Origin of the sequence: Paenibacillus sp. FSL R7-0273 (assembly GCF_000758625.1) — a bacterium.
Lineage (GTDB): Bacteria > Bacillota > Bacilli > Paenibacillales > Paenibacillaceae > Paenibacillus_AQ.
The window spans coordinates 4,998,061-5,021,101 of record NZ_CP009283.1; the positions used below are offsets into that span (position 1 = coordinate 4,998,061).

Genomic DNA, 23,041 nt, shown 5'->3' on the forward strand with positions numbered 1-23,041 from the left:
TTTCCGTCTTGTATAGTGAATTCTTTCACAAAGTATAAAGTTTTTTTGATTTGTTTTCAAAGCGCTTACATTCAATCATATTCAGGTTTATTACCCATTTTTTATGTATTTTACTTGGTTATATTTAACTGAGGAGGCTATTCATGCCCGGACTGCAGTCCTTTCACATGTTTTGGGCGATCATACCTTGTCACATTTTGTCCTGATTTGACATTGCAAAGAAAAAGACCGGCTGTCCTCCAGGATCGGAGGCTTTGCCGGTCTTTTGTCTGCACTAACCCACTATCTGTCTGCTACTCAACTGTAATAGTATCGAAGAATTGCTCCTGTACCGTTTTGGCTGCGGCATCGAGCTGGGCTTTGGAGTCCGTTCCTTTTTTGGAGAACAGCTCCTGGATCACGTTGGACATCGTTGCATAGTAGTCCTGGGTGTTGTACTGGGCTTCCGGCTTACCGTCAAGCAGTGCCATAATCTCCGGATTGTATTGATATACAATGTCTGAATATTTGTCGTAAACAGCTTTGGTTTTCTTGCCGAACTCAGAATCAGCAGCATAGTAGTCCAGAAGCGGCGGGATAAAATATTTGCCGTCTGCCTTGCGCTGCTGCAGAATTGCATCAAGCGCCTCCAGGCCCTTATCTGAGAAATAATCGAACGTGATGTAACGGAACGCCATTTCCTGCTCATCCTTGGAGGCGTTCGGATTGATTACGAGATAATCCCCGCCGAGTACACCGGTGTGCTTGCCGCCCTTTTCAGCCGCAGGCATCGGATAGGTCAGCACATCCGCCGGCTTGAGTCCGCCCTGGTTCAGCGCCTGCTCGATTACACCGTCAGAGCCGGCCATAACCATCGCTGTACGTCCCTGCTGAAATGCGCCGACCGCATCGCCCCAGCCGAGTGCCCAGTCCTGCGGAATGGCTTCCGCTTCCCATCTCAGCTTTTTGTAGAAATCCAGCGCCTTAACACCGGCTTCAGAATTGAAGGTAGCTACAACCTTGCCGCCCTCCACGTTCTGAATCTCCCCGCCTGCTTCAAACAGGAAGTTAGTCCAGTTCCAGCCCGCTTCGTTGCCTTTACCCATTGGTGCAATGCCGGAAATACCTTTTTTGGCATCGGCTACACCCTTGGCGGTATTCAGCATGTCATCCCAGGTCCAGTCCATCGGAGGAACGGTTACACCTTTATCATCCAGCATTTTTTTATTGATCATGGTAGTGGTGACATAGCCCTTTTGGGTTACACCGTACATTTTGCCGTCAATCAGGAACTGGTTCTGCAGCACCGGATTGATCTGCTCCTTGTACTCATAGGCGTTCCACAGCTCGGTGATGTCGGCCGCCCAGCCTTTTTCCACCAGGAATTTGGCTTCCGTCGCATACGTGTTGAAGAAGGTCGGCGCCTCATTGGCTGCCATTTTGATGCCGATTTCGCTGACACTGTACTGCCAGTCGTCCTTGATGATCTCTACATTCGGATATTCAGCCTGGAACCGTTTGATCCGGTCGTCTTCCTGTGCGCGCATTTCGGTCAGGTCCGGCGTCGGATAATGGATTTTGATTGTTACTTTTCTCTGGGTGATATCGTCCGCAGGCGCATCTGTCGCAGCAGTGCTGTTATCCGCAGCTGTAGCCGCCGGCGCCGGAGTCCCTTCCCCTCCTGTGTTCCCCTGGGCATTTCCGTTGTTGTTATTGTTGCCGCCGCAAGCGGATAACAACGAACCTGCCACAAGGAGACCTGCTAATACGCTGGAAAATTTACGCATTGAAACTCCCCTTTTCAATTCATAATTAGCTTACAGATTCATCTTAAAAGAGAAACCGTTTACAAACGAGGTGTATTTATATTGCTTTCATGTGCAGGTTTACGATGGTGCGCCTTCATGTTAAATGGTCCGGCGTGCCGCGCCTTAGCCTTTTACCGCCGACAAGGCCACGCCGCGCATAATAAACTTCTGGAAGATCAGGAATACAAGTATCGGCGGCAGCGACACGAGAAAGAGAATGGCAAACTTAATGTTTGTATTGAGCGCCTTGACGCTGATTACATATTTGTAGATCGAGGTCGCCAGCGTATATTTTTCCTCGGAATGCATGACCAGTGACGGCCAGAACCAGTCATTCCAGGCGGTGGAGAAAATAAAAATTGCCAGCGTAGCAAAAATCGGCACCGACAGCGGCACTGCGATCACAAAAAAGCTTCTCGGCTCCGAAGCCCCGTCGATCCGCGCCGCTTCAAAGATTTCCGGATGAATGCCGTCGAAGAAATTTTTCAGCAGCAGAAAATAAAAGGTGTTCGCTCCCGCCGGCAGCCAAAAAGCCGCATACTGGTTAAGCAGGCCCAGCTCCTTCAGATTGACGAAGTTCGGAATCATATAGCTTGTCGCCGGAATAAACAGTGTCATCAGGAAAAAGAAGTAGAACGCCTTGCGGTAAGGCACGTTCATCCGCGAAATGCTGAATGAGGCCATCCCCAGCACGACAAGCGTCATAACCATGTTGCCGGCAAAAATATAAATCGTGTTCTTGAGATACTTGAGCAGATCAATATAATTCACCGCATCCTTCAAATTGCCGAAATGCCACTCCTGCGGGAAAAAATGCGGCGGAAACGAGTTGACCTCGACATTCGATTTCAGCCCGTTGAACATTGTCATCAGAATCGGATACATCATCGTGAACACCATTACCGCAATGCACAGCACCATAATACCGTAGACAACCTTGTTGCTTGTCTTTTTCAGATCATGCTCAGACAGAATTCCTCTCTCCACGCTCTTCATCCTAATTATCCTCCTTATTCAGCCTGAACTGTAAAATGCCCAAACCGCCAAGAACGATAAACATCAGCATGCCAAGCGCCGTTGCCGTGCCGTAATCCAGTCTGGTAAAAGCATACTTCACAATCAGCAGCGCATAGGTCAGCGTTGTCTTGTTCGGCCCGCCGTCCAGCAGCGCCAGCTGGGACTGATAGCCCTGAGAGGTCGCGATGATCTGCAAAATCAGCATCAGGATGATCAGGTTGCGCAGCGACGGCAGCGTAATGTGGCGGATCCGCGCCCACACCCCGGCTCCGTCAATCTCCGCCGCTTCATACCAGTCACGCGGGATGCTGAGCACAGCCGCCAGATAGATCAGCATCCCCGAGCCGAACTGCTGCCACGTCTCCATAAAGACAAGTGAGAGCATCGACCACCTGCTGTCCGTCAGGAAAGGGATCTGATCTGCCCCCATTGTCCCAAGCAGCGCATTAACAGGACCGACAGGATCATACAGCCACCGCCACAGCCCGTAGAGGACAACCGCAGGCATGACATAAGGCAGATAAGCCGCCACCCGGACGAAGCCGCCGAACTTCCGCAGCTCAGAGATCGCAATGGCGAAGGCAATCGGTACCCAGAAGCCGACAACCAGACAAAGCAGCATGTAATATAGTGTGTTTTGGATCGCGATCAGCACATCTGGGTCTGTCAGTGCCCGCGCATAATTTTCAAATCCGACGAAGCTGTTTCCCTTAACAAAATCCACCGTATAGAAGCTGTACAGAAAGCCTTTAAAAATAGGCACCCACATAAACATGATGAAAATTACAATGGCGGGGACGAGGAACATATAGCCCCAAAAATTCTTTTTCCAGCGGTTCTGCTTATAAGGCTTGCTCTCAAGCTTGGCCGGCAGTTTGTCGTGAAGTGCAGCGGTCTGATTCATCTGGCTCCCTCTTTCCTTTTGTCTTCAAGCACTTTGGCAAAGTGCTTCCTACCTTAATTGTAGGAAAGGCGGGGGACGCTGCACATGTGTATATCTACCGAAGTCATGAGCGTTCTTACTTCTTCAGCTCGCTCGGGCTGATGCCGTAGTATTTTTTGAAAATCTTGCTGAAATGCTCCGGCGACTCATACCCGACCCGTTCAGCAATTTCGTAGCGGCGCAGATCGGTATGCTGAATCAGCTCACGGCTTTCCTCCATCCGCAGCTTAATTACATATTCCCACAGGTTGTGGCCTGTATTTTTTTTGAACAGATAGCTCAGATAATTGGGGCTAACGTGATTTTTTTTGGCTACCTCATGTATCGTTAAGCCCTTCTGGGCGTAATTTTCATCGATATACTCCTTCGCCTTCTGGACGATCAGGTTGCTGCGTGTGTGAAGCTCCTCGGCGGAGGGTTCACCTGCACCGGTATAGCTGTTCCAGTTAAAGTCCCCGTAATAGAATACGTAGTGGTCGTTGTGCTCCTTATTCCAGAGGATGGCCCGTGACGCCTGGCGGTTCAGCACCTCCATGAACGGCAATCCCTTGAGAATCTGGCTAATCCCGATGACCGCGTTCAAATGCAGAAATTTGTGGATGTTAAAATGAAGGCTGCGGCCCAGCACATCCAGCCTGCTGACCTGACCTCCTCCGGCCTCCTCGTAGCTTTTTTCGTCCCACTGGATGATTACGGTAATCTCCTCCTCCGGCGAGTAAAAGGCTGTCGAGTCCCATTCCTGATCCAGCAGCTCTTTGGCGATGTTAAGCGCGCCGTAACGCAGCAGTCCCCGGTCACGCAGACTGTAAGGAGCTCCGCTGTCTGCGCCCGGAAGCGGCAGCTTAATCTTGAGCACAGCAAAGTAAGGGCCCTGCAGCTTCAGCTCATCGAGCTTGCGCATCCGCTCTTCGGCGCCCATCACGGCGGCAGAATCAGTAAGAAGGCTGTTCAGCACCTCGCTGTAGGCCGGCAGAGGCTCTTCGAGCCGGAAGCTCTCGCCGGCTCCGGCCATGAAGCCGGCGAGCTCGGGCGAAGGACGGTCCATTTTGAGCAGCACATTCCGCACAGAATCCAGAAACTGCTCGCTGTTCAGCGGCTTGATCAGGTAATCCTTTGCCCCCAGCCTCACAGCCATCTGGGCATACTGGAACGTTTCGTGGGCCGAAATGACAATCGCCTGCACCCACGGCTTCGCCAGCTTGGCATGCTGCATCAGCTCGATGCCGCTCATCGCCCCCATCTGGATGTCGGTGACAAGCAGATCTACCTCCTCCATCCGGATGCAATCCAGTGCCTCGAAGCCGCTGCCTGCCGTATAAATATTACCGATATCCAGTCCGGAGGAAGCAAGCAGATTGCTGAGGCCTTTACAGATAAGCGGTTCATCGTCCACAACCAGAATATTGAACATTTGCGGATTCCCCCTTCTATTCTTGAACTTCTGTTTTGGGCAGCAGAACAGCCGCAACCGTTCCCCCTCCGGCACGCGGACCGTAGGTGATGCCGTAATCCGGGCCATAATGCAGCTGCACCCGCTGGTTAATATTGCGGATGCCGTAGCCGCTGGCCGGATTCGGGCTCTCATCTTTCAGTATCCGTGTAATCGCCTCATAGTCAGCCTGCTTATAGCCATTGTCTTCTATTGTAATCAGCACTCTATCCTCCATAGCGGCAGCAGTGATGATAATCTCCCCGTCCTCCTCCATATTTTTGACCCCGTGGATAATGGCGTTTTCGATCAGGGGCTGGAGGGTGATTTTGGGAATCAGATTGCTTTTGGTTTCCGCTGCAATGTTCCAGGTCACTGTGAACACGTAATCGTAGCGGTGCTGCTGCAGCTTGATATAGGCGCCGGCATGCTCCAGCTCCTCCTCCAGCGTAATCAGCTCCCGGCCGCGGCTCAGACTGATCTTCATCAGCTTGGACAGCTCCTTAATCATTTCCGCGGATTCGACGTTGCCTTCCAGCGAGCTTTTCCAATAAATACTCTCCAGGGTGTTATACAAAAGATGCGGATTGATCTGCTGATACAGCAGCTGCAGCTGTGACTCCTTCTGCTTCAGCTCCATCTGGTATTTGTACATAATCAGGCCGTTCAGCCTGCGCGCCATATCATAGGTTGAAGAGATCAGCACGCTGACCTCGTCATTGCTGCCCCGCTTCGGCGTTTCCGGCACCCGGTTGCCCGGCTCATACTTACGCACAAAAAAAGCCAGCTTCTGCAGCGGTGTCATCAGCGAACGCCAGAAATACGTAATAATGATTAAGCCGAATAAGGCGTATGCAACAGTTATGTACTGAATGACTCTTTTCATCTCGTTCTGCTGCTGGAGCAGCGCTTTTACCGGAACCTTGTAGACCAGCTTCTGCCCGAGCATATGATTATTGTTCACCACATAGATGAAGTCATCGGTAATCACGTCCACGGTTCCTTCCGGATCACCGATTTCCGCCCCGTCCGGCAGCTCAATAATCTCCCCCGTGGAGCTGGTGCTGGAGGCAAGCACCCTGTTGTTCATATCCGTCAGGTAAATTTCCCCGTCCGGCAATGAAATCGACTTCAGTGATTCGCCGATTTTGGCCTCCATTTTGGTGACCACCAGCACGCCGATTGTTCCCGCACCGAGGTATATGTTATTGACTGCCCTTACATAGGTAAGCGTCTTCAGATCCTCAGCCTGCGGACTGAGCCGGTCCATGAACATCAGGTAGCCCCGGCCCTTTTGCTCCACCGCCTGCCTGAACCAGAACGGCTCCTCTTCCTTGGTAAAAAAATAAACGCCCGCCTTCTTCACCTGCGGAAAATTGGGGGCGAAAAAATAATAATTGTTCGGATCATACACATACAGCGAGTAATAAATGACATCCCCGCGCTCCGCACCCTGCGAGTAGCTGCCCAGCAGCTTTTCTATCGTTTCGTAGCGCTCCACCCGCTCCATGATGGGATCAAGTCCGCTCATATTCAGCTGCTGCAGAAAAGGATTCTGGATTACCGTCGACGTTATTTTATTGACTGTATCGATGTCACGGTTGATGATCGCAAAATTCTGCTTGTTCAGCTCCACATAGGCGTTGGTGACATGGCGCTTCAGAACCTGCTCGGCCTTGTAATTGCCGTAACTATTGAGAACCAGAATGGGAGTAAGCATAATGACGAACAGCAGAATCAGCTGCTGCTTGACGTTCAGCCGGACAATCGGCTTGATCAGCGCGGACAACACCCCGGAACCACCTCCAGTTTCAATAATATAACAAATGAAGAAGCGCTTACATATGTTTATTTTAAAGTTGTTTATGTGGGATTGTATGCAATTTTTGCGGCTGGCGTTTTTTAAAAAGAAGGGGGATATAGTCGCTGCTGCGCGGAGCGTTTGGGCTTACGGCCGCTGTTGTCTGTGGATTTCTTGATTGGAAACCGCTGTCCGCGGTGGAAATCCCCAGACAAAGGCGGACGCTACGCTCCTCCAGCTCCAAACCTCCACTCCACTGCTCCATCCCTTTTAGAGAGAACGCAAAGCACAAAAGATTGCTTACGGGGTGTCGGCAGGGGGCGGGAAGGGGGATATAGTCGCTGCTGCGCGGAGCGTTTGGGCTTACGGCCGCTGTTGTCTGTGGATTTCTTGATTGGAAACCGCTGTCCGCGGTGGAAATCCCCAGACAAAGGCGGACGCTGACGCTCCTGCAGCTCCAAATTTCTGCTCCATGACTTCCAGCCTCTTCCGGAAACTGCAAAGCACAAAGATTGCTTACGGGGTGTCGGCAGGGGGGGGAGGGGATATCGTCGCTGCTGCGCGGAGCGTTTGGGCTTTCGGCCGCTGTTGTCTGTGGATTTCTTGATTAGATACCGCTGCCCGCGGTAGAAATCCACAGACAAAGGCGGACGCTGACGCTCCTGCAGCTCCAAACCTCGACTCCGCCGCTCCATCCCCTTTTTAGAGAGAACGCAAAGCACAAAAGATTGCTTACGGGGTGTCGGCAGGGGCAGACTAACAGCACAATTTGCAAATTAAGTGGAAAAACATCATCTATTTCGTCACCAAACAACGTAAAAAGCATATTAATTGGAAAAACGTTACTTAATTATGGCGATATCAGTCAATGTGAGGTTTTACAGAAAAATAGATGAACAATTTCCACCTAATCCGCTCAAATGCTGAAAAACGGACGAATTAGGTGAACAAAATCAAACTAAATCCAAAAACAAACAATCAAACAAACCAATTTCAAAAGCAAACAGGCCAGCCGGACTTCCGGCTGACCTGAATGACGATGCGGCCCATTGTGCAGAATCTGCCGGGCCAGACTGAGTGTCTTAGAGAATGTGTTAGAGAGTATGGTAAAGAGTTTGCTAGAGAGCATGGCTGACTATTTTAAATAACCTCTAGTAAACGCGATCGAGCCGTCAAAATCCACATATACACCGTGAACATTCGGCTGCTTCAGGACATCCGCTACATAATAGTACAGCGGGAGGATGACCATTTCATCGATCAGCAATTTCTCGGCCCTGGTATACAGGCGCATCCGTTCGGCGGGGTCCTGCTTTTGCCGTGCCTGCAGGATGTAGCTGTCATACAGCTTACTGCTCCAGCCGGAATCATTATCTGCGCTCCAGGATGTAAAGTATTCCAGAAACGCAGCAGGGTCATTGTAATCCGCCCGCCAGCCTGCTCTTGCCACCGTATAGTTCTGGCTGTAGCGGTTGTCCAGCAGCTCATTCCAGTTCTGAACCTCAACAGTCGCCTTGATGCCCAGGCTTTCTTTCCAGCCGGAAACGATGAGCGAGGCAATCCAATCATGATTTTGCTCCGCATTCACAATAATGCTGAATTCCGGCAAACTACTTAAGCCTTCTTCCTGCAGTCCCTCCTGCAGCAGCCTTTTGGCCAACTTAATATCCTCTTTAAAATATCTGGTATCCTTAATTTCTGAACGGAAGGTTTCATTAGCGCCATGAATGGCTGGAGCAACATCTCCATAAGCCGGAGTACCGTAAGGCAGCCCCTTTCGGTCAACCGCCATTGCGAGAGCTTTACGTATCTTCACATTATTAAATGGAGCTTCATTTACATTAAACTGATAATAATATAAACCGGCGTACGGATAAGTATATATTTCATTATTTGTATAAGCGGCTATCTGGTCATAATAATCAATCCTTGTATTTTCACCGCTGCCGATCCAGTCGAGCCCGCCATCGAGATAAGCATCGGTATTCGATAGCTGGCCTTCCGCCGGCTTGAGAAAATGAACCTCAGAGAAATGAATCTCCTTAGCTGCGTAGTACCCGGTATTTTGGACCAGGACAATTCGGTTGGCATCCCAGGCTGCCAGCCTGAACGGGCCGTTCGTCACAAAAGCTTTGGAACTGCCGGCCCAGCTGGTATTGGCTTTAACCGCTGCCGGATTTACCGGCAGATAAATATTCTCGGCAAGCATTTGAAGAAACGTATAGTCCGGAGCTGCAAGTGTCACCTGGAGTGTATGGTCATTCAGCGCCTTGATCCCTACTTTGGAGGCATCCTTCTGCTTACCGTTGTGATAATCTTGCGCCCCGGCTATCATATACATTTTGAAGGCCAGGCTGTTGTAAGACTGCGGAGACAATGCCCGCTTCCAGGCATATTCGAAATCCGCTGCCTCTACAGGCTGTCCGTTGCTCCATTTGGCGCTGGTCCGTAAGGCAAAGGTGTACGTTTTACCGCCGCCTGTTATTTTCCAGGACTTTGCTATACCCGGTACGGCCTGTCCCTTCTCATTCAAGCGGACCAGACCCTCGAACAGGCCCTTAATGACCGAAGACTCCGTATCGTTGACGGTAAGAGCCGGATCAAGCAGGCCCGGGATAACATCCACGCCAATTTTGAACACCTGCTTGCTTCCTTCTGCCGAAACCCTACCCTCTTGCGTTAATCCGATGCCCAATATCATTCCCATTGCTAAAAGCACATAAAGCAGCTTCTTCATCCACGATTCTCCCTTTTCCCTTTTTCACTGTTAAATCAGACCAATACTGCCATCTTATCATGTAACACCATATTCAGATAGAAAAACAACAAACAGCCGTTCATAAGCTGCAAGAGCTCATGAACGGCTTGGATACAGGATCTTCAGGATCGCCTTACTTCGTGTAACCGTTCATCTGCAGCCAGGAAGCACAGGCGTTGGTCCAGCTGCGGGTATGGGGCTCCTCTTCAGCTAATCCCAGGCCGTGTTCGCCGTGTGCATAAACATGGAGATCGAACGGAATCCCGCTGCGGCGCAGTGCGGAGGCAAGCAGCAGGCTGTTCTCCACCGGAACGGCGGCATCCTCCGCAGTATGCCAGAGGAAGGCAGGCGGTGAATCAGGCGTGACCTGTAATTCACCGCTGAGAAGGCGGATCAGCTCACCTGGCGGATTAGCACCAAGCAGATTCTCCCTGGAGCCTTCATGTGTTACTTCATCCGTCATAGAAATGACCGGGTAGCACAGAATGGAGAAGTCCGGACGGCACGACTCCCGTTCCAGTGCTTCCTCTGCCTCCTTGTTCCCTCTGTCAAACAGTCCGGATGCCGTTGAAGCCAGATGGCCTCCGGCCGAAAATCCCAGAATGCCGACCCTCTCCGGATCGATTCCGAATTCCTCCGCGCGGGAACGGATTGTCCGCAGCGCTCTCTGGGCATCCAGCAGCGCGCTCGGATACCGGTAAGGAGCTACGCGGTAACGCAGCACAAAAGCGGATATCCCAAGTAGGTTCAGCCACTCGGCTACCGGCCCTCCTTCATGTTCAGCCCGCAGCCAGTAAGCACCGCCCGGACAGATCAGCACTGCAGCGTTATTGCTTCCTTCCACCAGATACGGCGTAATGGCCGGGCAGTCCTCATCACTTATACCCTGGGCCCCCGGAGCACCCTCCGGCCATAATAACAATGTTTCCATCTGCATCCCTCAAGCTTTCCTACTATAATAGAATAATGAGTCTACATAGATTGAATGCTGTTGTCCCCTATATTTATGTATGTTCTAAGTTCAACCTATACCGGGAGTATCCTTTCCCACGACTCTTAGTCTATCAAGCTGCTATAATTCATGCAAACCGCTTACAACAATATCTGCCTCGCCCAGTACCTCAGCCCTTCCGATCCCGACGACCTGCATGCCTGCCGCTTTGCCTGCAGCGATGCCTGCTTCGGCATCCTCGAACACTACACACTCACCAGGCTGCAGTCCCAGCTCTTGAGCTGCCGTGAGAAATACCTCCGGGTCCGGCTTGGCCCTGGATACCTTATTGCCGTCAACAACAGCATCGAACATTCCGGCAATGTTCAGCTTATCCAGAATGAACAGTGCATTCTTGCTGGCTGAGCCGAGGGCAATGCCGGTACCGCCGCCGCGCAGCCTGTTCAGGTAAGCTCTGACGCCAGGCAATAGCTCCGACTCCTCTAATTCCGAAATGTAATTTACATAAAGGCGGTTCTTCCTCTCCGCCATGGCAAGCTTCTCAGCCTCTGTGAATTCCAGCCCGCCAATGTCCAGCAGAATATCAAGCGATCTTATCCGGCTCACCCCTTTCAGCCGTTCATTATCCGCTTCAGTAAAATCGAAACCAAGCTCTGACGCCAAAGACCTCCAGGCCAGATAATGATATTTCGCAGTATCTACTATGACACCGTCCAGATCAAAGATGGCACCTTTCATTTGCTTCAGTATGCTATAATCCGGCATACATTCATGACCTCCCTGTTGTTACTTTAGGTTCATATTTATCACTGTTATTCAGCAGTATTGGCACTTACATTTGAACCCGCAGCCCCCGCCGTCCGTAGCGTCAGCACCGTACCCGGCCGGCACAGCTGATCTTCGCTGCCGGACGCGCATACCTTAAGAGCGCCTTCGTTGCCCGCCGCAGAACTAACGGTTATCTCCTCCCGGCTGACTCTCAGCCGGAAGCTGTCGCCCCGCAGGCTCAGCGGCAGCTCCACTGCCGTCCATTGCCCGGGCAGGGCAGGCTGCACCCGCAGCGTCTCCCCGTCAAACTCCACGCCGGCAAAGCCGAGCACCGCCGCCATCCAGGCTCCTCCGTTCGCAGCCGGATGCGTTCCGCCAATGTACAGGTCCCCGACATACTGCTTGGATTCTCCGGTCAAATCCACAGTCGCCGTACGCATAAAATAAGGGTAGCCCCAGTCAGGGGAACCGATATCTGCCGCTACCAGCGCATAGATACATGGGCTGAGACTGGAGCCATGCTCCGTCCGCGGCTCATAGTACTCCCAGTTAGCCTGCTTAACTTCTTTCGAGAAGGAGCTTTTGAACAAATTCAGCATCAGCACCACATCTGCCTGCTTAAGAATAGCGGTCGTAGCGGCCAGCCCGTTTCCGCCGCCAAAATACTCATTCGGATGAAGCACCCGGGCTTTCAGCTCTGCCAGCGGAACATCCTCCAGCTTGAAGTAGCGGTCGAACTGCTCGATGAGCAGGGTGTCCGGATCAGGCTGCGGAACATATAAGCCATCCAGCATTTCCCGGAACTCTTTCAGGAACGGCCCGCCTGCGAATTGCCCTGCCAGCTGCTGATACCGCTCCGGGAACATGGCCTGAAGCAGCTCCGAGCACTCAATTGCCACTTCCAGTGTCCGGTGCACCAGAGCGTTAGTGAAGGCATTGTTATTGACCCGTTCATGGTACTCGTCAGGACCGGTAACATCCAGAATTTCATAGCGCTGCTTAACCGGATTATAGTAGGCATAGGAATAAAAGAAGCGGGCGCATTCCCAGATCACTTCCGCTCCGCCGTCAGCCAGCAGGCTGTCATCTCCGGTAAACGCAACATACTGCCAGATTCCATGTACCACATCTGCGCTGATATGCACCTGCTTATCACGGAAATAGGTACGCATGGGTCTTCCGGTAAATACATCGTTCACATTAAAAAGCGTACACGCATCATCCCCCGAATCCTGGCTCTCCCAGGCGTAAAAGGCGCCAAGATACCCGTATTCCGCCGCTTTCCGCCGCGCCCCGTCCAGCGTGTGAATCCGGTACATCAGCAGGTTACGGGCTGTACCGGGGTCACTGTGCAGAAAAAAGGGCAGCATGAACATCTCCGTATCCCAGAATACAGCGCCTTTGTACACCTGTCCGGACAGCCCTCTGGCCGGAATAGATACCTTCTCCGACGCTGTCGGTGCGATAATGAGCAGCTGGTAGATGCTGTATCTGAGTGCAAACTGTGCCGCGTCATCTCCTTCGATCAGACAGTCACTCCTCTTCCAGCGTGCCGCCCAGGCCTCACGGTGCGCTGTAAGCAGTTGTCCATAGCCGGCTGCTTCCGCCGTACGGACATTCTGCACGGCCAATACGTCCGGATCACTGCAGTCCAGCTCCGTATAGACCGCCGCGTATTTAAACCATTCATAAACCTCTCCGGCCTTTACGTCAAAAGCGATGAACCGCCGAGCGCCCTCCCCCGCCGTTTCCTGCGCCTCAAACCCGTACACCGTCTTTTCTGCTACCGCCACCTGCAGGGCAAGCTCACCTGTAACTGCCGAAGCCAGAAGCATACCGGCGGCGTTCTGCTCCTGCAGACCGTACAGATGCGGGCCGTTAATATCCCATACCTCACCGTCAATGCCCGTCTCCAGCTCGATCCGGCAATCCGCTGTGGCAGTCAGGCTAAGCCGGGATGCCAGCACATGCAGCTGATCCATGCTGACGAAGCGCTCAGCTGCAAAAACCAGCTCGCCTCCGCTGATGCCATACACCGTCTCGCGCTTATGCAGCGCACAGGAGATGTCCAGCTCCTGCTTGTGCAAAAGCGGCTCTGCGTCGAGCACTCCCAGCCGTTTGCCATTACAGCTAAGCCTGGTAAACAACGCGTTCGGCGCGTTGACCGGCTCGCGCCACTTCCCTCCGGCCTGATCATATACTCCGGCCAGGGTGACGGCGGCAAGCTGCTCCTTGCCGAATTCCTCCAGCGTCCCGCGGCAGCCCATATAACCGTTGCCGGTCATATATTTATTGCCGTTTGTAACAATCTTCCCGCGGCTGAACTCCTTGTCCGCTGTCACCCAGTTCATCCGGCCACCAGCCCTTCAGCGAGCGGGAGCGTTACAATATCCGTCCCAGCCGTAACCCGCTGTCCGTAAACGATAATATCTGCGCTTCCTCCGGAAACAGCCTGTATCTGCACGCCCTCCTGCGTGACCGCCAGGCGGATCAGCACTCCTTCGTACTGTACATGGAAGCTGTAGGAGGTCCAGCGCTCCGGCAGCGTTGGACTGAAGCTGAGCCGCTGCCCGTCTGAACGCATGCCGCCAAATCCGTACACGATGTTCATCCAGGCTGCAGCGATCGAGGTGGTATGCAGCCCTTCACGGGTGTTCCGGTTATAATTATCCAGATCCAGCCGGGTGGCAAATTCAAAGAACCGGTACGCCTCCTCATGCTTGCCGGTTTCACTGGCGAGAATCGAATGGATCGACGGAGACAGGGAGGATTCATGAATACAGCGCGGCTCATAATATTCATAATTGGCAAGCTTGGCTTCCCTGGTGAATTCACTGTTATACAGGAACATGAACATCAGCACATCAGGCTGCTTGATCATGTCATAACGGTACAGCCGGTCATAGGACCAGTTCGAATAGAGCGGGAACTCGGTAACCGGAATGGAGTGGATATCCATATGCGGCATATCGAAGAACCCGTCATGCTCCTCATACACTCCGCTGGCCGGGTCGCACGGAATCTTCATATGCTCCGCTTTGTTCGCCCAGTCCGAAAGCTCCTCTTCACGCAGCGCAGTCAGGGCAACCAGCGCGGCAAACCTTTCCGGCACAGCTTCCCGCATATGTGCCAGCGTATCGTTTGTGTATTCAAACAGCTTTTTGGCCATCAGATTGATGTAGCAGTTATTATTCACCATCAGCTGGAATTCATCGGGTCCCATTACGCCAAAGTAGCCGTATTGCCCGCTGCGTGCCCCCCACTGTCCGCGTGTGGCATAGAAGCGGCTGATCTGAATCAGCATCTCGGCGCCTTTACTGTAGAGAAACTCCACGTCACCCGTATTTTTTACATAATGCCAGATCCCGTACGAGACAGCCGTTCCGACATGCAGCTGCAGATTGGAATGCTGCCACAGGTCACAGCTTTCGGTTCCGTCAATCGTCGCTATCGGATAGCAGGCGCCTTCACAATCCACATCCCTCGCCCGCTGCATCGCCTCCGGCAGTGTCTTGTAGCGGAACTCCAGCAGGCTCCGGGCTGCCTTTGGATTGTTGAACATGTAAAAGGGCAGGCAATAAGACTCTGTATCCCAGAATGCCAGTCCCCGGTAAGCTTCGCCGGTCAGGCCCTTCGCCCCGATGTTATAGCCCGGATGATCACCGTGGTACGTCTGGTACAGCTGAAAAATACAGAAGCGGATGCCTTGCTGGTTCTCCTCATCCCCTTCGATTGAGATATCGCTGGTCTCCCAAATCCCGCGCCAATAAGCTTCCTGAGCCTCAAAGACCTCCCCCGCCTCAAGCCCGGCTGCTTCACCGGCAAGCTTCATGCCCTTCACCCACAACAGCTCTGGAGTACCTGCGTTCCCGGTGTCCGCATAGTTGACGGCAAGCTTCGTATAATGAATCCTTCCCCCTTCTATTAAAGGCAGTGTGAAGGACTGGCCCACGAACCTGTCACGCTCTACCAGACATGGATTCAGTTCAGCCGGTGACTGCAGGACAAAGCCGGAGAACAGCCTGTTACCGGTAGTCAGCGTTTCCGCCATAATTGCCGTAATTCCCTCCGCGGAGCCGCTGCGCAGGCTTTTCCACATGCTTTGTCCGCGCTCCTCATGGACTGCACCGAAGTCAAGCCCTGTACACACCTGCACCTCACCCGTGAAATTAAGCGGCTCAAAAGCCACCTGCTGCAGCCCGAGATGTGACATCGTCATGCTGACCAGCCGGGTGAACGTGACCTTCAGCTCTTTACCGTTCTCCAGCAGCCACAAGAATTCACGGGAGTAGACACCGGTGTGAAAGTCCAGCCTGCGGCGGAAATCCTTCACCTTACTGCGGGCCAGATCCAGCTGCTCCCCGTCAACCGTAAGCCGCGTATACAGCCAGTCCACCGCGTTCACCATATAGCGCAGCGAGCGGATGATCCCTTTGTAGTGGTTGCCGATGGCGTGCTCTTCATATAATCCGTTAAAATAGCTGCCCAGCAGCATATCCCCCGAGTAGCCCTCCTCCGGATAGCCCCGCACCCCCATATACTCGTTGCCTAGCGAAAATATCGACTCCGACACTCTGTTACGCTCCGGATCAAATCCCTCTTCCGTTACTGCCCACGGATCAACCTTTAAATATCTGTCCGCTATTTTAGCCATGTGTGATTGCTCCCTCTCCGTTTTTTGATGCTCATCTCCAGCGTACCTGTGAAGCAGGCGGGGGCCAATGTCAGGCTGTAACGGAGTTATGTGCATTTTTACGGAGTTGAATAAATTGCGCACTTCACCATATAATCAATATAAAATGTCTCTTTCCCGGATAAAAACATAAATAAGCCGTCTCCCAACAATTGTGCAAAATGGGAAACCGCTGTTATAATAGACGTTAAATATGGATTCTTCCCCCTGAAAGGGCAGAAAACATATTAAATCTCACACATTTGAAGTGAAAATTATCACAATGTTAAAAATTCGACACTTTTTCGCGAAAATTTTTAACCATAAAGAGGAATTACCATGTATAATTAATTTAAAATTTACTGAAAAACTGAGGGAATAAAGGGGATGTCGATTATGATAAAGGAACATTACAATGTTATCGAAGCCCACGGAAATACAAACTGTTTCTCCGAACAGAATTTCAACAGACTTCTCGTTACAATGAAGGAGCGTATGGTCCCTGAAGGATCACACTTGTTCTGGGAAGGCGACTACTCGGATAAACTGTTTTATATCAAACGTGGACGCGTGAAGCTGACTAAATCTACTGACGAAGGCAAGGAACTCATTCTTTATATGTATCAGGCTGGTGATATGGTGGGTCAGGCCGACCCGTTCTTCAGCACCAAGCATAGCTTCACAGCTGAGGTTATTGAAGAAAGCGAAGTTGGTGTAATCGAACAGAAGGATCTGGAAATTCTGATCTGCCAGCATTGCGACTTTGCCATTGATTTCATGAAATGGATGGGCATTCACCACCGTCTCACACAGACGAAATTCCGTGATTTGATGATGTACGGCAAACCGGGTGCACTTTGCTCCACTCTGATCCGCCTTGGCAATACCTATGGCGAGAAGAATGGCGACAATATTCTGATCAACAAAAAAATTACGCATACGGATCTGTCCAACATGATCGGCGCTACCCGTGAGAGCGTCAACCGGATGCTGAGCGATCTGCGTAAAAAAGATGCGGTTGAATACGAGAATGGCATGATTGTTATTAAGGATCTGGGCATGCTGCAGGAAATCTGCCATTGCGAGATGTGTCCGAACGAAATTTGCCGGATTTAATTCCCTAATCATAATACCCTCTATTCTCCTCATTGAAACAGTTCTGGCCCAAATATTATGAATAATAAAATAGAGTGGTCAAAGGCGCCGTGCAGGCGTCTTTTTTTCTGCGGTCAAACGCCACTGGCAGCAAGCTTAACCAACAAAAAGCTGCCCTGAGGGCTATTGCCTCAGGACAGCTTATCAGTACTTCCTTAACGTTTGCTGAACGTATTGCGGACGGGAGAGATGAGCCAGTACGCTGCGCCGACGAACAAGCCGCCGCCGATGATATTGCCGAGCGTAACCGGAATCATGTTGTGCAGCCAGCCGGCTACCGAGACCGTTTCAGGGTGGTTAGGCAGCAGAACCGCTACACTGAGCAAGGTCATATTGGCTACACTGTGCTCATAGCCGCTGGCGATGAAGGCGAACAGGCACCACCAGATCAGCACCAGCTTAGCGGCTTCGCTCTTAGCACGGGAGGACATCCAGATGGCCAGACAGACAAGCCAGTTACAGAGGATGCCGCGGAAGAACAGCTCCGAGAAAGGGAGGGTCATCTTTTTGGCAGCAGCAGCGAAGATCAGATGCTCCGCAGGAGCTGCCTTGAATAATCCCGTTCCCTGGATCAGCAGAGCCAGGATAACAGCTCCGCCGACGTTGCCGATAAAGACGATCACCCAGTTTTTGACCGTGTCCCATACTGATGTTCTTCCGGCAAGGGTACTGACGGTAAAAAACATATTGTTCCCGGTGAACAGCTCTGAGCCGGCGAAAATGACCAGGGTCAGCGCGATCCCGAAGGAGGCGCCCATTACGAGCGGCTGGAACGGCGATTTGATCGCCGCCAGCGGTGCTCCCAATGAGAAGATTAGAATAATTCCGATTCCGACATATGCCCCGGCAAGCAGTGCGGCCAAAAAGTACCGCGGTAAATTTTCATTCATTTTGTCCCGTTTGCTGACTGCTGCTTCTACGATGTTCTCGACGCTTTGCGTAAACATCTCTCCACCCCGCCGTTTCTTATCTTAAATTTGGCTTTGAATTAATGCGCCCTGCAGGGTGACCTTAACAGTGTCCCCGTCTACAGTAACAGGAAATGTGGCCACTTTGCCGTTATCGGGAGCCTGAACCTCACCGCTGCGCAGGTCAATTTTCCAGTCATAGAGCGGATCGTACAGATAATGCCCGGACACGATCCCTTCTGCTAGCGGACCGCCCTTCGGGTGAGGATTTTTGTTCTCCACCGCGAAAATCTGGCCATCCGAGGTTTTGAACACAGCCAGCTCCACCGGACCGCAGCCGATTACACGGCCAATCTGAGGCAGGAAATGCTGGGCCGTTCCTATCGTATACTCATGGTTTGTGTTTTCCATCGTTCTCTCTCCTCCTGGGCTTTTCTTTTAGTGCTGGACCTTTTCGAACAGGGCGCTGCGTGTGTCTTCTTCCTTGAGCATTTTTTTCCACGGATCGGACACCTGGGCCAGAGCAAAATCAATCCGCGCCGCCAGCTCCCTGCGGTTCTCATCGTTGTTCAGGATCACGCTCTGGATCTTCTCAAGACCCATACGTTCCACCCACTCAGAGGTTCTTTCCAGATAATTTCCGGTTTCACGGTAGAACTGCATCACGGCAGAGCACACTTCAACCAGCTCTTCATCCGTCTTCACCTTGCAGAAGGCATCTGCAATACGCGGCTTGATCCCGCCGTTACCGCCGATGAACACTTCCCAGCCGCCATCGTTACCAACGATACCAATGTCCTTGGTGCATGATTCCGCACAGTTACGCGGGCAGCCGTTTACCGCCATTTTGAATTTGGCAGGGAAATCAAGGCGTTCGTATTTACGCTCCAGCATAGCCCCTACACCCATCGAGTCCTGTGTACCAAACCGGCAGAACTGGTTGCCGACACAGGTTTTGACGGTGCGCAGCGATTTGGCGTAGGCGTAACCGGAAGGCATATCCAGCTCTTCCCACACTTTTGGCACATCTTCCTTTTTGACACCGATCAGGTCCAGACGCTGTCCGCCGGTTACCTTAACTACCTTCACATCATATTTCAGGGATACATCGGCAATCCGCTTCAGATCCTCAGGTGTAGTCACGCCGCCGTACATACGCGGAACAACAGTGAAGGTACCGTCCTTCTGAATATTGGCGCTCATGCGTTCATTGACGAAGCGCGATTCCTTCTCGTCCTCATGCGTATCCGGATAAATCATGCCCAGGTAATAGTTGACGGCCGGACGGCACTTGGAGCAGCCTTCAGGCTGTTTCCACTCCAGCACGTTCATAACTTCCTTAGTGGTCTTGAGTCCCTTGGCTGTAATCTCGGCCACAATTTCATCACGGCTGAGCGGGGTGCAGCCGCAGATACCGGCTTTGGCACTCTCCTTGAAACTGTCGCCGAGCACGAATTGCAGAATCTGTTCAACAACCGGCTTACAGCCGCCGCAGGAGCGTGTGGCTCCGGTGCACGCCTTAATTTCATCAACAGTGGTAAAGCCGTTCTCTGTTACCGCATCGACGATTGTTTTTTTGGTGACCCCGTTACAGCCGCAGACAATTTCTTCATCAGCCATCGCTTCCACGGACATGCCCTTTTTGGCATTTCCGCCTCCGCCGCAGCAGCCGGTACCCATTACTTCGCTATAAATCTCATCCGTCATCTCTGTGCCTTGTTTCACAAGCTTCTGCAGATTTGCAGATTCGGTAACATCACCGAACAGTACAGCACCGACAATAACATTATCTTTGAGCAAAATCTTCTTATAGGTTCTTTTCCATTCGTCTTTAGCGGAGATCACGGTATGCTCCGGTGTATCTGTAAATTCGCCTGCCGAAAAGACATCCACGCCGGAAATTTTCAGCTTGGTCGATACAACCGAACCTTCATATGGCTGTGTGGCTGCTCCGCACAGGTGTTTTGCAAGCACCATGCCCTGCTCGAACAGCGGGGCTACCAGACCGTAGCAGGTTCCGCGGTGTTCGGTACATTCGCCGACAGAGTAGACATTCTCCATTGAAGTCTGCAGATAGTCGTTAACGACGATCCCGCGGTTCACGGTAATACCGCTGTCCTTAGCCAGCTGAGTGTTCGGCTTGATGCCAACTGCCATAACCACGAAATCCGCCTGCAGCTCCGAGCCGTCACTGAATCTCAGTCCGTTAACACGTTCATCTCCGGTCAGCTCTGCGGTCTGCTTGCCCATAGCGAACTTCACGCCTTGGCGCTTAAGCTCAGCCTGCAGCATCGACGAAGCCGTATGGTCCAGCTGACGCTCCATCAGATCCTCGAGCAGATGCACTACCGTCACATCCATACCGAGGTTAACCAGGCCCTTGGCTGCTTCAAGTCCGAGCAGACCGCCGCCGATAACTGCTGCTGTACGGTACTGCTTGGCAGCCGCCAGCATTGCATCACAGTCAGCAATGTCACGGAAGCCGACTACACCTTCCTTGGTGCTGCCCGGAACAGGCAGGATGAAGGAATTGGAGCCTGTTGCAATAATAACTTTATCGTAAGGAACAGCCAGTCCGTTTTCTGCGATGACCTGCCGGGCTTCCTCGTCAATCTTGACTACCGTCGTTCCTGTGTGCAGCGTAATATTATTGTCTGCATACCACTGGCGGTCGTTCAGAATGATATCCTCAATGCTTTTGCTGCCTTCAAGCACATAGGACAGCATAATCCGGTTATAGTTGGGGTGAGGCTCGCTGCCGAAGATCGTAATATCATAAGCGCCGCCCAGCTTCAAAATCTGTTCAATAGTCCCTACGCCCGCCATACCATTGCCTATCAATACTAATTTTTCTCTCTCCACTCTCACTGTTAAAACCTCCCCGAAGCTCTTTAAAATTCTTTGAATTTTATCTCGTACCTGAATTATACATTTTAAATTTAAATGGCATTTGTGATTACAATCACAATAATTGTGAATGTTTTCACAATATTACATGTCATGTAAGCTTACATATAGTTCGAAACAACACCTGAAGTTTGCAAAATAAATAGCCGGATTCTCTATAGCCAATAATGGCATATAGAAGAATCCGGCATAGTCTGCCTGCCTACAGATGACGTTCGCTTACCGCAGAACAAGGGAAATCTCCAGCTTGTCCTGGATCCGCAGCTTCATATCGATCCCGCTGTCCAGCAGCGTCTTGTCATTGAGCTTCAGCTTCCACTCTTCATTCGAGAGCGGCTTGTATTCTTTGACAGCAAGCAGTGTCTTGTTGTTCTCGGCCAGATGGGCCAGCCCGCTGCTCTTCAGCATTCCCCTCACCGTCAAATCCTCGGTATAAGGCATAACATAGGAGTGAGTCAGCTCAGGCTGGCTGCTTCCGCCGTTCACGGTCAGAATGACGGGCTGAAACTCAGCGTCCTGCAGAGGTTCGGCTGTAATCAGGATAGTATCCTCACGCTTTACCACAGCGTTTAGATCGGCTGCCTTTTTACCGTTTAGCTGTATCTGCCAAGCCATACCCGGACTGAGTGATATCTGATTCACTGTCTCAAGCGACTTCCCGTCTCCGGCAAAAGTGACCAGGCCGCTGGCAGCAAGCAGCCCTTTAATCGTAGTCTCCGGCTGATAGGCATCACTGATCTGACGGCCAGCGCTGCCGGTAAAATCTGCGTCCCCCACTTTCACAGCAAATATAGGCTGAACAGCATTGGCAGCAGCATTGCTATTTACCTCCGGCTTTCCGTTCAGGGCATCACAGCCCCCGGCAATTCCAATCAGCAAGAGTCCCAGACACACCCGCCACAGCAACTTCACTTGCATTTCTCCGGCACCGCCTTTATAGCCTGAACACAGCTTCCAGCAATTTATCAGGCTTGTAGTCTGTATGTATTAGTCTTATTAAAGGATAACGTAAAAAGACAGGCTTCTCAATCATACTGCTGTCATTTTGCGGAATATTTACTGCTGGAGACTGAAGAATGATTAGAAATAGTTAACTGCACCGAAAAAAGGCCCCCAAAGGGGCCATTACCATCACACACTGCTCCGCTTATTGATAACGCAGGAACAGGTTATTATTCTCCAGATGCACATGCTCAAAGGTCATGCCTTCCAGCTCCTCAAGACGGGCATAGGTCAGGCGGTAGGTTGTGCAGGCATGCGGCGGCGGAGTAAAGTCATTGGTAACCGCACGCAGCTCACGCAGAATTTCGCCGGCTCCTTCATGCTCCTGCTCCAGATTATGCAGCAGCTCATGCAGCTCAGCCAGTTTTTCTTCGCTCGGACTTTCACTGTAAGCCAGCATTTTAGGAAATTCCAATTCCTCTTCCTGTGCCGTATGCTTCAGCAGATCTTCACGCAGCAGGTTGAACAGGCGGTGTACTTCGGCCAGGTGCGGGGAATCCTCACCGTGCACGCGGAAGACCTTGGTTACATTCTGGCTGATCTGCGGAAGCTCTTCACGCAGGTAGCGGTGATGCTTGTTCACAATGTGCTCTACCAGTTCGCGCGGCGAAGCCTGATTCCATTTTGTATCCTCTTCAAGCACCGGATGCTCCTCCACCAGCTTGTGCAGGTCACTGAGCAGCCCCTCTGCATTCAGGCCCTTCTCTTCGGCTGCTTCAGTAAGCGGCTTTGCACCGCCGCAGCAGAAATCGATCCGCTGTCCTTTGAAGTAATCTGCTGCTTTCGGGAATTTCAGTACGATATCTCTTACAAAATCTTCACCGCTGAAGCTAAGCTGTTCAGTTGTATGGTTTATTTGATTGGCCGTCATAGTGGGCCCTCCCTCGTGTTATTGGTCTAGGTTCTTTCTTACCTCTACACAATAACGCCCGCAGGGGCACG

At 51.8% G+C, this 23,041-nt stretch carries 16 protein-coding genes; 1 reads left to right on the forward strand and 15 read right to left on the reverse strand.

Translation table 11 applies throughout. From position 1 onward, the window contains the following. Positions 1-293: 293 nt before the first annotated feature. The 10 genes from R70723_RS21645 to R70723_RS21690 form a co-directional block, all read right to left on the reverse strand. Positions 294-1,766: an ABC transporter substrate-binding protein gene (locus tag R70723_RS21645; protein WP_039875283.1), complete on the reverse strand. Its 1,473-nt coding sequence runs from the start codon at positions 1,764-1,766 to the stop codon at positions 294-296. A 144-nt stretch (positions 1,767-1,910) separates the two neighbouring features. After that, the gene (locus R70723_RS21650; protein ID WP_039875285.1) at positions 1,911-2,783 is read right to left on the reverse strand and encodes a carbohydrate ABC transporter permease; all 873 of its coding nucleotides are present in this window, start codon (positions 2,781-2,783) and stop codon (positions 1,911-1,913) included. A 1-nt stretch (position 2,784) separates the two neighbouring features. After that, positions 2,785-3,612 (reverse strand): carbohydrate ABC transporter permease, encoded by an 828-nt coding sequence (locus R70723_RS21655; RefSeq protein WP_144027150.1) that lies wholly within the window; start codon positions 3,610-3,612, stop codon positions 2,785-2,787. Positions 3,613-3,823: 211 nt separating this feature from the next. Continuing rightward, a complete protein-coding gene (locus R70723_RS21660; RefSeq protein WP_039875289.1) occupies positions 3,824-5,158 on the reverse strand; it encodes a response regulator in 1,335 nt (444 codons plus the stop codon). A 16-nt stretch (positions 5,159-5,174) separates the two neighbouring features. Continuing rightward, positions 5,175-6,968, reverse strand: a complete 1,794-nt coding sequence (locus tag R70723_RS21665; protein ID WP_039875291.1) for a cache domain-containing sensor histidine kinase — start codon at positions 6,966-6,968, stop codon at positions 5,175-5,177. Positions 6,969-8,112: 1,144 nt separating this feature from the next. After that, positions 8,113-9,714, reverse strand: coding sequence for a peptide ABC transporter substrate-binding protein (locus tag R70723_RS21670; RefSeq protein ID WP_039875294.1), 1,602 nt, complete (start codon positions 9,712-9,714; stop codon positions 8,113-8,115). Positions 9,715-9,868: 154 nt separating this feature from the next. Beyond that, positions 9,869-10,666 carry an alpha/beta hydrolase gene (locus R70723_RS21675; RefSeq protein WP_039879106.1) on the reverse strand — a complete coding sequence of 266 codons (798 nt, stop codon included), beginning with the start codon at positions 10,664-10,666 and terminating at the stop codon, positions 9,869-9,871. Positions 10,667-10,807: 141 nt separating this feature from the next. Then, positions 10,808-11,452, reverse strand: a complete 645-nt coding sequence (gene pgmB, locus R70723_RS21680) for a beta-phosphoglucomutase (protein ID WP_039875296.1) — start codon at positions 11,450-11,452, stop codon at positions 10,808-10,810. A 47-nt stretch (positions 11,453-11,499) separates the two neighbouring features. Beyond that, positions 11,500-13,806, reverse strand: a complete 2,307-nt coding sequence (locus R70723_RS21685; RefSeq protein ID WP_047171193.1) for a glycosyl hydrolase family 65 domain-containing protein — start codon at positions 13,804-13,806, stop codon at positions 11,500-11,502. Next, positions 13,803-16,109, reverse strand: coding sequence for a glycoside hydrolase family 65 protein (locus R70723_RS21690; protein WP_039875297.1), 2,307 nt, complete (start codon positions 16,107-16,109; stop codon positions 13,803-13,805). Before R70723_RS21690 ends, R70723_RS21685 begins: the two co-directional genes overlap by 4 nt. Positions 16,110-16,523: 414 nt before the next feature. Here R70723_RS21690 and R70723_RS21695 point away from each other — a divergent pair, with 414 nt between their 5' ends. Next, complete coding sequence (locus tag R70723_RS21695) at positions 16,524-17,243, forward strand: Crp/Fnr family transcriptional regulator (RefSeq protein WP_260509899.1); 720 nt, start codon at positions 16,524-16,526, stop codon at positions 17,241-17,243. Between the two features lie 194 nt (positions 17,244-17,437). Here R70723_RS21695 and R70723_RS21700 read toward each other — a convergent pair whose 3' ends face one another. From R70723_RS21700 to ric, 5 genes are all read right to left on the reverse strand, one after another. After that, the gene (locus R70723_RS21700) at positions 17,438-18,229 is read right to left on the reverse strand and encodes a formate/nitrite transporter family protein (RefSeq protein WP_039875298.1); all 792 of its coding nucleotides are present in this window, start codon (positions 18,227-18,229) and stop codon (positions 17,438-17,440) included. Between the two features lie 24 nt (positions 18,230-18,253). Further along, the gene (gene nirD / locus R70723_RS21705) at positions 18,254-18,601 is read right to left on the reverse strand and encodes a nitrite reductase small subunit NirD (RefSeq protein ID WP_039875299.1); all 348 of its coding nucleotides are present in this window, start codon (positions 18,599-18,601) and stop codon (positions 18,254-18,256) included. A gap of 27 nt (positions 18,602-18,628) precedes the next feature. Next, a complete protein-coding gene (gene nirB, locus R70723_RS21710) occupies positions 18,629-21,058 on the reverse strand; it encodes a nitrite reductase large subunit NirB (protein ID WP_039875300.1) in 2,430 nt (809 codons plus the stop codon). A 258-nt stretch (positions 21,059-21,316) separates the two neighbouring features. Beyond that, positions 21,317-22,015, reverse strand: a complete 699-nt coding sequence (locus R70723_RS21715) for a hypothetical protein (protein WP_039875302.1) — start codon at positions 22,013-22,015, stop codon at positions 21,317-21,319. A 229-nt stretch (positions 22,016-22,244) separates the two neighbouring features. Then, a complete protein-coding gene (ric, locus tag R70723_RS21720) occupies positions 22,245-22,955 on the reverse strand; it encodes an iron-sulfur cluster repair di-iron protein (protein ID WP_372238262.1) in 711 nt (236 codons plus the stop codon). Positions 22,956-23,041: the final 86 nt, after the last annotated feature.